This window comes from Phaeobacter sp. G2 (assembly GCA_025163595.1).
In the GTDB taxonomy this organism is placed as follows: domain Bacteria; phylum Pseudomonadota; class Alphaproteobacteria; order Rhodobacterales; family Rhodobacteraceae; genus Pseudophaeobacter.
Genome location: CP104101.1, coordinates 125,239 through 140,149 on the forward strand (window position 1 = coordinate 125,239; position 14,911 = coordinate 140,149).

The 14,911-nt window shown below is 59.4% G+C and carries 14 protein-coding genes; 13 read left to right on the forward strand and 1 reads right to left on the reverse strand.

Annotated features, from left to right (window positions below):
- The first annotated feature begins 8 nt into the window (after nucleotides 1-8).
- The 11 genes from N1037_20250 (at nucleotide 9) to N1037_20300 (ending at nucleotide 11,612) form a co-directional block, all read left to right on the forward strand.
- Entirely contained in the window at nucleotides 9-923 is a 915-nt protein-coding gene (locus N1037_20250; GenBank protein ID UWS81436.1) for an SDR family oxidoreductase, read from the forward strand.
- The gene (locus N1037_20255; protein UWS81437.1) at nucleotides 923-1,717 is read left to right on the forward strand and encodes a citryl-CoA lyase; all 795 of its coding nucleotides are present in this window, start codon (nucleotides 923-925) and stop codon (nucleotides 1,715-1,717) included. Before N1037_20250 ends, N1037_20255 begins: the two co-directional genes overlap by 1 nt.
- A 3-nt stretch (nucleotides 1,718-1,720) precedes the next feature.
- On the forward strand, nucleotides 1,721-2,884 hold the full coding sequence (locus N1037_20260; protein UWS81438.1) for an acyl-CoA/acyl-ACP dehydrogenase: 1,164 nt from the start codon (nucleotides 1,721-1,723) through the stop codon (nucleotides 2,882-2,884).
- A 10-nt stretch (nucleotides 2,885-2,894) separates the two neighbouring features.
- The gene (locus tag N1037_20265; GenBank protein UWS81439.1) at nucleotides 2,895-3,734 is read left to right on the forward strand and encodes a MaoC family dehydratase N-terminal domain-containing protein; all 840 of its coding nucleotides are present in this window, start codon (nucleotides 2,895-2,897) and stop codon (nucleotides 3,732-3,734) included.
- A gap of 211 nt (nucleotides 3,735-3,945) precedes the next feature.
- A complete protein-coding gene (locus N1037_20270; protein ID UWS81440.1) occupies nucleotides 3,946-4,725 on the forward strand; it encodes an ABC transporter ATP-binding protein in 780 nt (259 codons plus the stop codon).
- Nucleotides 4,726-4,729: 4 nt separating this feature from the next.
- Nucleotides 4,730-6,727: an AMP-binding protein gene (locus N1037_20275; protein UWS81441.1), complete on the forward strand. Its 1,998-nt coding sequence runs from the start codon at nucleotides 4,730-4,732 to the stop codon at nucleotides 6,725-6,727.
- Nucleotides 6,728-6,742: 15 nt separating this feature from the next.
- On the forward strand, nucleotides 6,743-7,627 hold the full coding sequence (locus tag N1037_20280; protein UWS81442.1) for a branched-chain amino acid ABC transporter permease: 885 nt from the start codon (nucleotides 6,743-6,745) through the stop codon (nucleotides 7,625-7,627).
- Nucleotides 7,628-7,630: 3 nt separating this feature from the next.
- The gene (locus N1037_20285) at nucleotides 7,631-8,683 is read left to right on the forward strand and encodes a branched-chain amino acid ABC transporter permease (protein UWS81443.1); all 1,053 of its coding nucleotides are present in this window, start codon (nucleotides 7,631-7,633) and stop codon (nucleotides 8,681-8,683) included.
- Between the two features lie 35 nt (nucleotides 8,684-8,718).
- Nucleotides 8,719-9,957, forward strand: coding sequence for an ABC transporter substrate-binding protein (locus tag N1037_20290; GenBank protein UWS81444.1), 1,239 nt, complete (start codon nucleotides 8,719-8,721; stop codon nucleotides 9,955-9,957).
- Nucleotides 9,958-10,018: 61 nt separating this feature from the next.
- Nucleotides 10,019-10,810, forward strand: coding sequence for an ABC transporter ATP-binding protein (locus tag N1037_20295; protein ID UWS81445.1), 792 nt, complete (start codon nucleotides 10,019-10,021; stop codon nucleotides 10,808-10,810).
- 13 nt (nucleotides 10,811-10,823) lie between these two features.
- On the forward strand, nucleotides 10,824-11,612 hold the full coding sequence (locus N1037_20300; protein UWS81446.1) for an SDR family oxidoreductase: 789 nt from the start codon (nucleotides 10,824-10,826) through the stop codon (nucleotides 11,610-11,612).
- A gap of 25 nt (nucleotides 11,613-11,637) precedes the next feature.
- Here the strand turns inward: N1037_20300 and N1037_20305 are convergent, their stop codons facing one another.
- A complete protein-coding gene (locus N1037_20305) occupies nucleotides 11,638-12,834 on the reverse strand; it encodes a CoA transferase (protein ID UWS81447.1) in 1,197 nt (398 codons plus the stop codon).
- A gap of 19 nt (nucleotides 12,835-12,853) precedes the next feature.
- Between N1037_20305 and N1037_20310 the strand changes: the two genes are divergently transcribed.
- Together N1037_20310 and N1037_20315 are read left to right on the forward strand one after the other, a co-directional pair.
- Nucleotides 12,854-13,642: an enoyl-CoA hydratase/isomerase family protein gene (locus tag N1037_20310; GenBank protein ID UWS81448.1), complete on the forward strand. Its 789-nt coding sequence runs from the start codon at nucleotides 12,854-12,856 to the stop codon at nucleotides 13,640-13,642.
- 16 nt (nucleotides 13,643-13,658) lie between these two features.
- Nucleotides 13,659-14,897, forward strand: a complete 1,239-nt coding sequence (locus N1037_20315) for a thiolase family protein (GenBank protein ID UWS81449.1) — start codon at nucleotides 13,659-13,661, stop codon at nucleotides 14,895-14,897.
- Nucleotides 14,898-14,911: the final 14 nt, after the last annotated feature.

The window sequence follows — 14,911 nt, forward strand, 5'->3', positions numbered from 1 at the left end:
AGATGAGAATGTCAAAGGCACTTGATGGAAAGGTTGTTCTGGTCACCGGGGCCGGGGGCGGGATCGGGTGTGACATCGCCTTGATGGCAGCCTCCGAAGGCGCTGCCGTTGTGGTCAATGATCTGGGCGCGTCACTGAAGGGCACCGGACAGACGGAAACTGCGGCGCAGAAAGTCGTTGAAGAAATCAAGGCCGCCGGGGGCGACGCCATTGCCGATGGCGGCAACGTCACCGACCCCGACGCCGCCCGCGCGATGATCGAGGCCGGTGTCAAGGAATTCGGCCGCATCGACGCGGTGGTGAACAACGCCGGCATCCTGCGTGACGGGTTCTTCCACAAGATGACATACGAGGATTTCGACGCGGTGGTGAAGGTCCACCTGTACGGCGCCTTCAATACCAGCCGCGCGGCGGCCGATTATTTCCGCGAACAGGAGGGCGGTGCTTTGGTGCACATGACCTCGACCTCGGGGCTGATCGGCAATCTGGCGCAGGCGAACTATTCGGCCGCAAAGCTGGGCATCGCGGCCTTCTCGAAATCGGTCGCGCTCGACCTGAAACGTTGGAACGTGCGTTCGAACTGCATCGCGCCCTTCGCCTGGAGCCGGATGATCTCGTCTATCAAGACAGACACCCCGGAACAGGTGGCGCGTGTCGAGAAGATCAAGGAAATGACACCGGCCAAGGTCGCGCCAATGGCCTGTTTTCTGATGAGCGACCGCGCGTCTGACGTTTCCGGTCAAATCTTTGCGGTTCGCAAAAACGAGATCTTCCTTTTCAATCAGCCCCGCCCCGTGCGGTCGGTCCATTCCGGTGATGGCTGGACCGCCGATGAAATCGCCGAGCGCGCCATTCCCGCGCTCAAATCACAGTTCACGCCGCTCGAAGTTTCGGCGGATGTCTTTTCATGGGATCCGGTCTAATGAAAAAACGCAAAGAAAAAATCAGCTCCGATATTGCCTGGAGCACCTCTGACAAGATCAGCGTGCGTGGCCTCGACCTGCCGAACGAGATCCTCGGGCACATGAACCTCGGCGATCTGGCGTTCCTGCAGTTGACGGGACGGAAAGCCACGCCCGAGGAAAGCCGGGTGTTCAACGCCGTCGTCATTACCCTTGTCGAACATGGCATCACGCCTTCGGCTCTGGCGGCGCGGATGACTTACATGGGTGCGCCGGAATCGCTTCAGGCGGCCGTTGCGGCCGGGCTGTGTGGGCTTGGCACCGTCTTTGTCGGTTCGATGGAGGGTTCCTCGAAAATGCTTTACGAGGCGCTGCCGCAGGACAAGTTGGGCACCGGTGTCGATCTGGATGCGCTTGCCGTCGAAACAGTTGAAAAATTCCGCGCCCGCAAGGCCATCGTGCCGGGGCTTGGCCATCCGGTGCACAAGCCCGTCGATCCGCGCACGCCGCGCCTGTTCCAGATCGCCGCCGAAAACGGAAAATCCGGTGAATACATCGCGTTGATCCAGAAAATTCAGGCCGTCGCCGAAGAAAAATCGGGCAAGATGCTGCCGATCAACGCCACTGGTGCGATCGGTGCAATCTGCTGTGAATTCGGCTTCCCCTGGAAGATCGTGCGCGGCTTTGGCGTCATGGCGCGTGCCATCGGTCTGGTCGGTCATATCCTCGAAGAGAGCGAAAACCCGATTTCCTATGAGCTGTGGCAGCGCGCCGAACAGGAAATTCTTGAAACGTCGGGACCGGGAGCGAAGTAACCAATGCAGACGTCAGCCCCAGACACTCACACCGATCTGCGCGACGCCTTGCGCGCACTTTGCGCGCAGTTTCCGCCAGAATATCATCGCAAGTTCGGCGAAAACGAAACCTACCCCGAGGAATTCGTCGATGCGCTGACCCGCGAGGGCTGGCTCGCGGCGATGATCCCCGAGGAATACGGTGGCTCGGGACTGGGCTTGACGGAAGCCTCGATCATCATGGAAGAGGTGAACCGCTGCGGTGGCAACGCGGGTCATTGCCACGGGCAGATGTATAATATGGGCACGCTGCTGCGGCACGGGTCGGACGCGCAAAAGCAGAAATACCTGCCCAGTATTGCCAGCGGCGAGTTGCGCCTACAATCCATGGCCGTGACCGAACCGACAACCGGAACTGACACCACCAAACTGAAGACCACCGCGGTCAAGAAGGGTGACCGGTATGAGATCAATGGCCAGAAGGTCTGGATCAGCCGCATCCAGCATTCTGACCTGATGATCCTTCTGGCACGCACCACGCCTCTGAACGAGGTCAAGAAAAAGTCGCAGGGCCTGTCGATCTTTATGGTCGATCTGAAAGAGGCAATCGGCAACGGCATGGAGGTCCGCCCCATCGCCAATATGCCCGGCCACGAAACCAATGAAGTGTTTTTCGACAACCTGGAAATCCCCGCTGAAAACCTGATCGGGACCGAAGGGCGCGGGTTTTACCATATTCTTGACGGGCTGAACGCCGAACGGACCCTGATTGCAGCGGAATGTATCGGTGATGGATACTGGTTCGTTGACAAGGCCCGCGCCTATGCCGGCGACCGCGTGGTCTTTGACCGTCCTATAGGCCAGAACCAGGGCGTGCAATTCCCCATCGCCAGGTCCTATGTGAACATCGAGGCCGCCAATCTGATGCGCTTTGAGGCCTGCAGACGTTTCGATGCCGGGCTGGATTGTGGGGCGCAGGCGAATATGGCCAAGCTGCTGGCTTCGGAAGCCAGCTGGGAAGCGGCCAATGCCTGCATCCAGACCCATGGCGGCTTCGGTTTCGCGCGGGAATACGATGTCGAGCGCAAGTTCCGCGAGGCCCGACTGTATCAGGTGGCCCCGATCTCGACCAACCTGATCCTGTCCTATGTCGGCGAGCATATCCTCGGCATGCCGCGATCCTTCTGAGTTCGCGACCATGAGTGAGATCGACCTAGACGCGCTTGCGCCCTGGCTGGGACGCACCGAAACCAGTGAAGATGTTCTGACGCAGGGGCTGATCGACAAATTCCGTGCCACATTCGGCCCGCACCTTTGGGGCGGAGCGGGTGATGTTCCGCTGGGAATTCATTGGTGTATTGCCCTTGATACCGTGCCAGCTGCCGCCCTGTCAGAAGATGGCCATGCCGCAAGGGGTGGATTTCTGCCCCCGGTACCGCTGCCCGCCCGCATGTGGGCCGGCGGCGATGTTACACATATCGCGCCGCTGACGATCGGTGAAACCTTCACCCGCCGCTCGTCGATCGGGGATATAACGGCCAAGCAGGGCCGCAGCGGAGCGTTGGTCTTTGTGACCATCGAACACGAGTATTTTAGCGGCAACCGGCTTTGTATCCGGGAACAGCAGTCGATTGTCTTTCGTAAGATCACCGCGCCCCGCCCGGTGAAGAGCGCACCCGGCGCGGGCGACCCCGCCACGCTCAGATCGAGCCTGACTCCGGATCCTGTGCTGCTGTTTCGCTATTCGGCGCTGACGTTCAATGCCCATCGCATCCACTATGACCATGTCTACGCCACCGAAGCCGAAGCCTATTCCGGGCTTGTTGTGCATGGCCCATTGCAGGCGACGCTGCTTCTGAACCTGGCGGCGAATGCGTTGAAGACGTCGCCCCACCGGTTTTCTTTCCGCGGACTCGCACCGCTGACCCTGCCCTGCGAATTGCAATTGCACAATGAAGGGACCGGTGCCTCCGGGACAGTCTGGTGTCAGGATCAAAAAGGTCTTCGAAGCTTTTCCGCAGAGTACGCGGCTGTCTGATCGGTTTTCTTCGGTAGCGAATTCAGTTGTTGACTAAATTTTCTAACATCTGTTAGATTGTGCGGGGAAACTTGGTAAACAGCCCAGGCAAACCTCTGAACAAAGAGGTGGGAGGAGAAACGATGCGAGGAAAACTCGTTCTCAACGGACAACCCTACGGTAGGGCTGTGCGCGACTCCATGACGTGTCGGGAAAAGACACGGGCTGCATCATGACTACGAATGGCGGGATCGTCTCAGCGCCGCTTGCGGTGCGTGGTGCAACTTTGAAATTTGGCGGTGTGACGGCGCTCGACGATGTGAGCATCTCTGTAAACGACGATGAATTGCTTGCGATCATCGGCCCGAACGGTGCCGGAAAAACATCACTTCTGAACGTTACTGCGGGCTTCTACCGTCCGCAGAAAGGCCGTGTCGAATTGTCTGGTCAGGACGTGACCGGCCTGCGTGTTGACCAGATCGCCCGGCGCGGTTTGGCGCGGACGTTTCAGGGCACCCATCTTTTTGCCGGGCAGACCGTGGTGGAAAACATCATGATCGGCCGTCACATGCTGATGAAATCGAATGTGATCCAGGCCTTTTTCCAATTCGGTCCCGTGATGCGCGAGGAATCGGAACATCGCGAAGCCGCTGAAGAGATCATCGACTTTCTGGAGATCGAGGCAATCCGCAACCGGCCCGTGGGCACGTTGGGGTACGGGCTGCGCAAACGTGTCGATCTGGGCCGTGCATTGGCGCAGGAACCGTCGATCCTGCTGATGGATGAACCGATGGCCGGTATGAACTCGGAAGAGAAAGAAGACCTCGCGCGCTTCATTCTCGATGTGCGGGAAGCGCGCAAGATTCCGGTGGTTCTGGTCGAGCACGACATGGGCGTGGTTATGGACCTTGCCGACCGGATTGTGGTGTTGGATTTCGGGCGGGTGATCGCCGAAGGCACCCCGGAAGAAATCCAGAAGGACCCGGCTGTGATCAAGGCATATCTGGGGTAGCGGGATGGTCAAACAAAGAACAGCAATGGTCTATTCAGACCCGGCAGTGACACATAGCGAAACCCTGCCACAGGTGTTGCTCGCGCGTGCAATCTCCTCGCCGAACGACCTCGCCGAACGCCACAAGCGCCTTGGTATCTGGCGTGAATTCACCTGGGCCGATGTGCTTGACAGGGTTCGTGCCCTGGCTCTCGGGCTGGAGAACCTGGGCCTGTCGGCGGGCGATTCCGTCATGATGATCGGCGAAAACGAACCCGAACATTTCTGGGCTGAATACGCCGTCCAGTCATTGGGCGGCAAAGTCCTGTCCGTCTATCCGGATCAGAACGCCGAAGAGATTCTGTATCTGGCCGAAGACTCGCAAACGCGGATTTTTCTGGCGCAGGATCAGGAGCAAGTCGATAAATGCATCGAGATCGCGGGCAAATACCCGGGTGCCCTGGCGATCGTTTACTGGGATGATTCCGGCCTCTGGGGCTATGATCATCCCCTGTTGCATTCCTTTGAAAGTGTGAGCGCGGCTGGACGTCAGATCCACGCCAAAGAGCCTGCCAGATTTGAAGAACACGTCAAACGCGGGCGGGCGGACGATACCGCCTTGCTGTCCTATACCTCCGGGACCACGGGAAAACCCAAGGGCGTTGTCATCAGCCATCGTTACCTGTTCGACAACTGCTCGCGGGTGATGGGGGCAATCGAAATCGCGCCAGGCACGGAATACCTGACCTACATTTCCCCCGCCTGGGTCACGGAACAGATTTTCGGCCTGTCGATCGGTTTGATCGCGCCCATGGTCGTCAATTTCCCCGAAGGCCCCGAAGACGTGCTGACCAACATTCGCGAACTGGCGGTTGACGCGCTGGTGTTCAGCCCGCGCCAGTGGGAGAACCTCGCCTCTATCGTCCAGGCCCGGATGTTGGGTGCGGGCAAGTTCCGCAATGCGATGTACAATTGGGGTATGAAAGTCGGCCGCAACGTTTATGTCGAGCGGCTGGAAGGGCGCAGCCCCAGCCTTGCCGCACGCCTGCAGCTTCCCTTTGCCGAGGCGCTGGTGCTGCATCACCTGCGCGACAATCTTGGCCTTGGTAAGGCCAAAAACGCAATGAGCGGCGGCGCCCTGATGGCACCTGACGTCTTTCGCATGTTCCACGCAATGGGCGTCAAACTGCGCAACGTCTATGGCGCGACCGAAATCGGCCTTCTGACTGCGCATGTCGGCGAAAGCTATCAGCTGGAAACCAGCGGCAGCTGGATGCAAAGCAACACGAACTACGGCGAACCGCTGGACTACAGAGTCTCGGACGAAAGCGAGCTTCAGGTGCGGGGCGGATCGGGCTTCGGCGGCTATCACGGCAAGCCCGAAAAGACCGCAGAGGAGCTGACCGAAGACGGTTGGTACAAGACCGGTGACGCGGTGTCCATGACCGACGACGGCGAGCTTTTGTTCTTTGATCGTGTCAAGGACATGCGCCGCCTGGCAAACGGGCACAGCTATCCGCCGCAGTTCATCGAAACGCGGTTGCGCTACAGCCCCTTCATCAAGGATCTCATGACCCTGGGCGACGAAAGCCGTGACTTCGTCAGCGCGCTTATCAATATCGATATGGAAGTTCTGGGTCGTTGGGCGGAAGAGAACAAGATCAGCTTCTCGACATACACCGATCTGTCGCAAAAACCCGAAATTCTGGAGCTTATCAAAGGCGAAGTGGCGCGCATCAATGGCCTTCTACCCGAAGGCTCGCGCATCGCGCGGTTTGCGAATTTCCCTAAAGAGCTCGACCCGGATGAAGGCGAGTTGACCCGCAGCCGGAAACTCCGGCGGGCCTTTTTGGAGGAACGATATGCAAACCTTGTCGAAGCGATCTATGGCGGCGGTGACAAGACCGATCTTGAAATCGCCGTGACCTATCAGAATGGCCGTCAAGGCGTTCTCAAGGCCACGGTTCGCGTATCAGATGTCGAAAACGCATCGAAGGCTGCCAAGCGGCAGTCCAAAACCTAAGGGAGGTCGGCGAAGATGGTTTATTTCATCAATGACATTATAACCGGGGCTTTGATCGGCCTACTATATTCGCTGGTGGCCATGGGCTTTGTCGTGATTTACCGCGCCAGCAAGGTATTCAACTTCGCGCAGGGCGAACTTGTGATCATCGGCGGGTTCATCGTCTGGTTCACAACGATGCAAGCGGGGCTTAGCCTTTGGTTGTCGATACCGCTTTCGCTGGTTCTGGCTGGCTTGGTCGGCTACGCAATCGAACGGATTTTTCTGACAAAGCTGATCGGTGAATCGGTTTTTTCGATGGTCATGGTCACTGTCGGCCTGCTGATCCTGTTGCGCGGGCTGGTGCTACTTGTGTTCGGTCCCGCCGTGCGGCCCTTCCCGATCATTTTCCCGCTGAAACCGTTGTTCCTCGGTGATATGTTGATCCCGATGAACCTCCTTATGGGTGGGATCATCACCATTGTCGCCGCCGTCGGGCTGTCGTGGTTCTTCAACCGGACCCGGTCGGGTCTGCGGATGACCGCAGTGGCAGAAGATCACGTCGTGGCATCTTCGATGGGGATTTCAGTGAAGGGCTCGATTGCCTTTGCCTGGGTGCTTGGGGCAATCCTGTCCACGATCGGTGCAATGATCTTTCTCAGCGGCAAATCGCTGACCTTCCTGGCCTCGGATATCGGGTTCGCGGCCCTGCCGGTGGCGCTGTTTGCCGGGTTGGAATCCATCGGCGGGCTTATTCTGGCAGGAATAATCATCGGAATCGCCCAGAGCCTGACCACCAACTATCTTGACCCGCTGATTGGCGGCTCACTTGGCAGTGTCGTGCCATACATCATCATGCTTGCCATTCTGCTGATCCGGCCGACCGGCCTGTTCGGCTGGCGCACAATCGAGCGGGTGTAATCCATGGATCCCTCCGGTATTTTCCCGACAAGCTATCGCAGTGACAGACGTATTATCCGAACGCGCTGGCAGGTGCTTGCCCTCGTCTTGTTCATGGCTCTGCTGTTGTTAGCGCCTTATCTGGTAAGCGGGCGTATCATCGCTATCCTGAACATGATGATGATCAGCGCCGTCATTGCCGTAGGGCTTCAGATCTGCACCGGCTATGCGGGCCAGATTAACCTGGGTCAGGCGGCTTTCATGGGGGTCGGGGCCTATACGGCCTCGATACTTGCCTCGAAGACCGGCCTTACATTCTTATTGACGATTCCTCTGGCCGGCCTCTCGGCTGCGCTATTCGGCTTTCTCTTTGGTTTGACCGCGGCGCGGATCAAGGGGTTTTATCTGGCTCTGACCACGATTGCGGCACAGTTCCTGTTCCACTTTGCCGTATTAAACCTGCCGTCAACCTGGATGGGTGGATCAAACGGTATCACCGTGCCGCCCGCAGAACTTTTTGGGCTGCGCTTCGTTGGCGAAACTGCGCAGTTCTACATGAATTTTGCGGTCACCGCGATCATGGTCGCGGGCGCATTCGGGATCGTCCGGTCACGCTTTGGCCGTGCCTTCGTGGCGGTCAGGGATGATGACGTGGCCGCAGGTATCATGGGGATCAATGTCGCGGCCACCAAGGCGAATGCCTTCCTGATCGGCGCTTTCTATGCGGGTGTCGGCGGGGCGCTGTGGGCCTATCTGATCCGCTTCGTGGGGGTGGACCAGTTCACCCTGTTTCACTCGATCTTCTTTGTCGCGATGATCATCGTCGGCGGGATGGGATCAATCGTGGGAGCCCTGGTCGGTGTCTTCATTATCCGCATCATCCAGGAAATCATCGCGACGGTCGGCCCCAATATTGCCGACTCGGTATCATTCCTTGGCGGAGACATCGTGTTCGCCGGCATGAATGTCGTTCTTGGCGGCGTGATCGCATTGTTCATGATCCTCGAACCCAAGGGGCTGATGCACCGCTGGAACATAATGAAATCATCTTATCGTATCTGGCCGTTTCCCTACTGAAAAAATAGAGCGGCTCTTAACCTGGGAGGAAAAATATGACTTACCAAACGAAACAAGGCCTCCGCGGCCTGCTGGCAGCGTGTGCCATAGCTGTTGCGGCAACTATGCCTTTGAAAGCGCAGGCGGAGACAACCTATAATCTCGCCCTGCTGTCGGACTTTTCCGGCCCCTATGCTGACATCATGCCCATTCTGGCGGGCGGACGCGAGGCTGTGTTCACCTGGTGGAATGAAACCCGGGGCAAGGAACTTGGCGTTACGCTGAACTATAAGAACTACGAAACCCGCTATGACGCGGCACAGGTGGCGAGCCTCTGGCCCGGGATCAAATCGGAACTGGATCCGATTGCGGTCGTCGGCCTTGGCGGGCCTGACGTTGCCGCCCTTTCCGAACGCCTGCCGGAAGACAAGATTCCGATGTTCATGGCCACGGCCAGCTACGGTTTTGCCTGGAAACCGAATTCTTGGATTTTCAACCCGCGTCCGACCTATTCGCACGAAAGCGCCGGCTTTCTGAACTGGATGCGTGAACAGCGAGGTGGAGACGGTCCGCTTAAGGTTGCGATCCTGGCTTCCGAGGCCTCGCCTGCCTATGTCGATATGGCAAAGGGCCTCGAACTCTATGCCGAAGAGCACCCCGAGGAGATTGACCTCGTCGAGGTCATCTATACCGAAGTGCAACCGACCGATCTGACGGGGCAAATGCGCCGCGTCGTGCGGGCCGGGGCCGAGGCGCTGATCATCCAGACGAACACTTCTATCGTAGTTGCGGCGAAACGTGGACTGCAGGCCAACGGTTCGAACATCCCGATCATGATGAGTTCGCATAACGGGCTTCCGGCCTCGGGCGGCGCGCTTGGCGGGCTTGATCAACTGGAGGGCGATTTTGAAGCCTACGGCATGGCGATCGCGGCCGATGAGGACACTCCCGCGCGGCAATTCTATGAAACACTGGTTGCCGATTATGGGCTCAAGGCGCCCTGGAACGTCGTGACCGCAATGGGCGTGTCTCAGGGCCTCTTTGTCGCGACCGTGATCGATCACGCGATTGCGGCGAACGGTGCCGAGGGCCTGACCGGAGAGATGGTACGCGAGGCGCTCTTTGCCGGGCCGATCACGACCGAAGAAACCCACGGCTTTCTTCCATCCCTCACGTTCACTCCCGAAGCGCCTTTCCCTTTGGAAGGTCTCAAGGTGAATGTGGGCACTGTCAAAGATGGCAAGATCACCATCGAAGCGATCGGCGTCGACGTTCCTGACGTTCAGAAGTGGTGAATTAATCCGGGCGCCGCAGTCGCGGCGCCCGTCCTGATCCTTGGCCCCGGGCAATATGACCATGCTGGAACTCAATAATGTAGAAGTGACCTATTCCGACGTCATCCTGGCGCTCAAAGGCGTGTCCATGACAGTCAGTGAAGGTCAATGTATTGCTCTGCTCGGTGGCAATGGCGCGGGCAAAAGCACGACGCTCAAGGCCATCTCGGGAACGCTCAAATCCGAGGATGGAACCGTTTCGGCAGGGTCCATCGTTCTGGACGGAACCCCCGTTCAGAACATGGAAGCCTCGGAAGTCGTGAAGAATGGCCTGATCCACGTGATGGAAGGCCGGCGCGTGTTGCGCCATCTGACGTCAGAGCAGAACCTGATCGTCGGCGGACACATGGTGCCCAATTCCGCCGAGCTTAAAAACCGCCTGGACCATGTTTACACCTTGATGCCTCGGCTTGCCGACCTCCGAAATCGAACCTCTGGCTTCATGTCTGGTGGCGAACAGCAACTGCTGCTGATTGGTCGGGCCATGATGGCCAAGCCCAAGATCATCGCGATTGACGAGCCGTCCCTGGGTCTGGCCCCGATGATGATCCGGGATGTTTATGAAGTGCTCAAGCAACTCAAATCAGAAGGCACTACCTTTTTCCTGGTCGAACAGAACAGCGCTGCTGCACTGTCGATCGCCGACTACGCCTATGTGATGGAAAATGGCCGTATCGTGATGGATGGCCCGGCAGACAAGCTCGCTGACAACGAGGACATCAAGGAGTTTTATCTTGGTGTCACCGCGTCCGGCGAACGCAAAAGTTATCGTGCAATCAAACATTATCGCCGCCGCAAGAGGTGGCTGGGATAGGAAAGGAACGAAGATGAGTGAACTGCTATCCATCAAGGGTCGTACCGCAGTAGTAACCGGAGCGGGTCAGGGCGTGGGCCGACAAGTCGCGCTTTATCTGGCTGAACACGGGGCCGGTGCCGTCATCGTCAACGATTTTCACGCCGAACGGGCCGAAAGCGTTGCCGCGGAAGTGGAGGCAGCCGGTGCAAAGGCGATGCCGCTCGCGTTCGATGTGTCGGATTTCGACGCGGTCGGCGCGGCGTTTGCCGAGGCTCAGAACGCCTTCGGCGGCGTGGATATTCTGGTCAACAATGCAGGCAACGCCGGGCCGACATCGCGTCTTGACGATCTTGTCCCGTTTTGGGAGTCGGATCCCACCGAATGGCGCCGCTGGATGGCGACCAATTTCGATGGGGTTCTGAACTGCACCCGTCACGCCATGCCCTTGATGGTCAAAGGTGACTATGGGCGCATCGTGACCGTCATTTCCGACGCCGGTCGCGTCGGCGAGCCGCATCTGGCGGTTTATTCCGGTGCCAAGGCCGGTGCGGCAGGCTTCATGCGGGCCATCGCCAAGGCGGGTGGCCGGTTCGGGATCACCGCGAATTGCGTCGCCCTGGGGGGAACGAGAACGCCGGCTGTTGCCGACCTGATCCCGGATGCAGAGACCGAGAAGCGGGCATTGTCGCAATATGTGATCCGCCGTCTGGGCGAGCCGGAAGATCCCGCCGGAATGATCCTGTTTCTCTGCTCGGATGCCGCCAGCTGGATCACCGGACAGACCTATCCGGTGAATGGCGGGTATTCTTTTGCCTGCTAGAGCCGAAAGCGGACGGAAGCCGCCTCTAGCTGGCGCTGTCCGAAAGAACGCTGTCATTGTCTGCGCCAAGCTCTGGTGGCAGGTCAGGGGCTGCGGTCTCGAAACCATCGAACTTCAGAGGCTGGACAAGGAACGTCTCGGTCCTGCCGCTGTCATGCGCGATCGTGCGCAGCAACTGTCGCGCACGCACATGGGGGTCGTCCAGCGTTTCGACCAAGGAATTGACCGGACCCCAAGGCACGCCCGCCTTGTCCAGAAGATCGCCCCATTCGGCGCGCGTCTTGCCGACCAGAACCGCCGCGATCTCTTCGCGGAGCGCGTCCTTGCGGGCGACACGGTCGCGGCCTGTCAACGGCGCAAGATCCGCTCTGTCGATCACATCGCAGAACGGTTGCCAGAACCAGTCCTCATGCGCGATGGACAAGGTCATGAGCTTGCCGTCCTTGCAGGTGAACACGCCGTAGCCCGGCTCGGCGATGAACTCGCCCAGCGGTGTGCCGTTGGCCGCCGGAACAAGGAATGCCGTCAACATCGAAACCACAGCGTCCGACATGGACACGTCCACGAAACGCCCCTGTCCCGTCCGCTGGCACGATACGACCGCCGACAGGATTGCGATCGCCGCGAACAACGCCGCGCCCACATCCGCGAGGGGGATCGCCGGAACAGGGCCCGGTTGCCCTGCATCGGCCTGATCGGCCAGCAGGCCGCCAACGCCTTCGTAGCTCAGGTCGTGGCCGGCACGGTCACGATAGGGGCCGTCCTGCCCGTAGCCCGAAATCGACACGTAGACCAGCCGCGGGTTGACGCCACGCATGTCCTCGAACCCGGCGCCCAAGGCCGCGAGCTTTCCAGGGCGGAACCCTTCGACGATAACATCCGAAACCTTGGCCAGTTCGCGAAACCGTGCCAACCCGTCGACCGATTTCAGATCCAACGCGACGCTGCGCTTGCCCCGGTTCAGAGCCCGGAACAACGGCGGAAACTGCCGGGCCGGATCACCGATGCCCGGACGTTCGATCATGATCACCTCGGCCCCCATGTCGGACAACAGCATTGTCGCGTAGGGGCCGGGAAATTGTTCAGCAAGGCTGAGAATCCTCAGGCCGGCCAGGGGTGCATTACTCATATCAGTCTCCAGCTCTTGTTTTGTCCGCGTGCGGGTCCGACCCAGTGCAGCGCAGATCGCCGGGAAAGACAAGACAAAAAACCAAACTTCCATTATTTTTCAGGATCTTAGCATGAATGAAGCAAAGCAGACGCTATTTGTTGAGCGGGTGGCAAAAACTGAATGGATTACCTTCCAGCGCACCGAACAGCTCAACGCGATGTCAACGCAGATGTTGCGAGAGATCGCGGCCGCGCTGGAATCGGCGCTGGCCGACGATGCGGTTCGCACAATTGTCCTGACCGGTTCTGGCCGGGCATTCTGCGCCGGTGCCGATCTGAAAGAAGTTGCTGGCACCAAACATGCACCGGGCGAGCCGGATCTGATTGATCTTGTCGATCACACGTTTGGACTGATGCGACATGGGCCCAAACCCGTGATCGCCGCCGTGAACGGGCTGGCCATGGCGGGCGGTCTGGAAATGGTGATGGCCTGCGACCTGGTCTTTGCCGCCGAAAGCGCGCAACTGGGCGACGCACATTCCAATTTCGGGGTCTTTCCTGGAGCAGGCGGTGCGGCGATCCTGCCGCGCAGGATTGGACTGAACCGCGCGAAATACCTGCTGTTCTCGGGCGAGAACGTTTCGGCGCGGGACATGATGGACTGGGGGCTGGTCAACAAGGTCGTCACGGACGAAAACCTGCGCAACGCGGTGCAGACCTTTACCGACAGGCTGGCAGACAAAAGCCCGGCGGTCTTGCGCCGTATGAAGGCGGTTGCTAACCGGTCGCTGGATGTGGACGAAACCGCCGCCCTGTCCGAAGAGATGCTGAACCTGCGCGCGCACATGCGGTCCTGGGACATGCACGAGGGCCTGTCGGCGTTCAATGAAAAGCGAAAACCGCAGTTTCGCGGATACTAGATCAGGAGGACAAACGATGCAGGACATTTACGTCGTTGGCGTCGGGATGACGCCGTTCGGAAAATTCCGGGACAAAACCATCAAGGCCATGACCGGCGAGGCCGTCGCCGCCGCCCTTTCAGACGCCGGAGTGACGGCTGATCGCATCGACGGCGCGTTCTTCTCGAACGCGGTGCAGGGCCACATGGAAGGCCAGCACATGATACGGGGCGAGATCGCGCTACGCGAGATGGGCATTCAGGGCATTCCGGTGGTGAATGTCGAAAACGCCTGTGCCAGCGCCTCGACCGGGTTCAAACTGGCGGTGGATTTTCTCAAGGCGGGCAATGGCGATTGCTGCCTCGCCATAGGCGCCGAAAAGATGTATTCCGACGACCGCGCGTTGATGTTTTCGGCCTTCGACAGCGGCTGGGACGTCAGCAACGGCGACGAGGTCGCGCAACGGCTGGCCGATCTGGGTACCGGAGTCGAGGAACCCGAAGGATCGAAATCGCCCAAGCCCTACAGCGTGTTCATGGATGTCTACGCAGGCTTCGCGCGGTTGCACATGAAGACCTTTGGCACCACGCAGGAACAGTTCGCCGCCGTCGCCGCCAAGAACCATGCACATTCCGCGCATAATCCGCTGGCGCAGTATCGCGATGCCATGAGTGTCGATCAGGTTCTGGCCGCGCCGCCCATCACCTATCCGCTGACCCTGCCGATGTGCGCCCCGATCTCGGACGGTGCCGCGGCGGCCGTGCTGTGCACGGGCGAAGGGCTCAAGCGGCTGGGGCTCGATCCCGCCCGCGCGATCAAGGTCAAGGCCGCGATCCTGCGCTCGGGCACCGACCGTCCGCCGGAAGATTACAAGAACCACCTGACCCGGCTGGCCGCGCTTCAGGCCTATGAACAGGCCGGGCTCGGCCCCGAGGATATGTCAGTTGCCGAAGTGCATGACGCCACGGCCGTCGGTGAAGTGATCCAGATCGAGAACCTCGGGTTTGTCGAATTCGGTGAGGGCGGCCCGGCCAGCCTGCGCGGCGACACAAAGATCGGCGGACGCATTCCGGTGAACCCTTCGGGCGGATTGGAATCCAAGGGCCACCCGGTCGGGGCCACCGGTATCGGGCAGGTCTTTGAACTGGTCACGCAGCTGCGCGGCGAAGCCGGCGCGCGTCAGGTCGAAGGGGCACAGAACGCCATTGCCGAAAACGGTGGGGGCTTGCACGGGGTAGAAGAAGCTGCCGCCTGCGTCACCATTCTCGGCCGCTGAAACAAGGAAAAAAC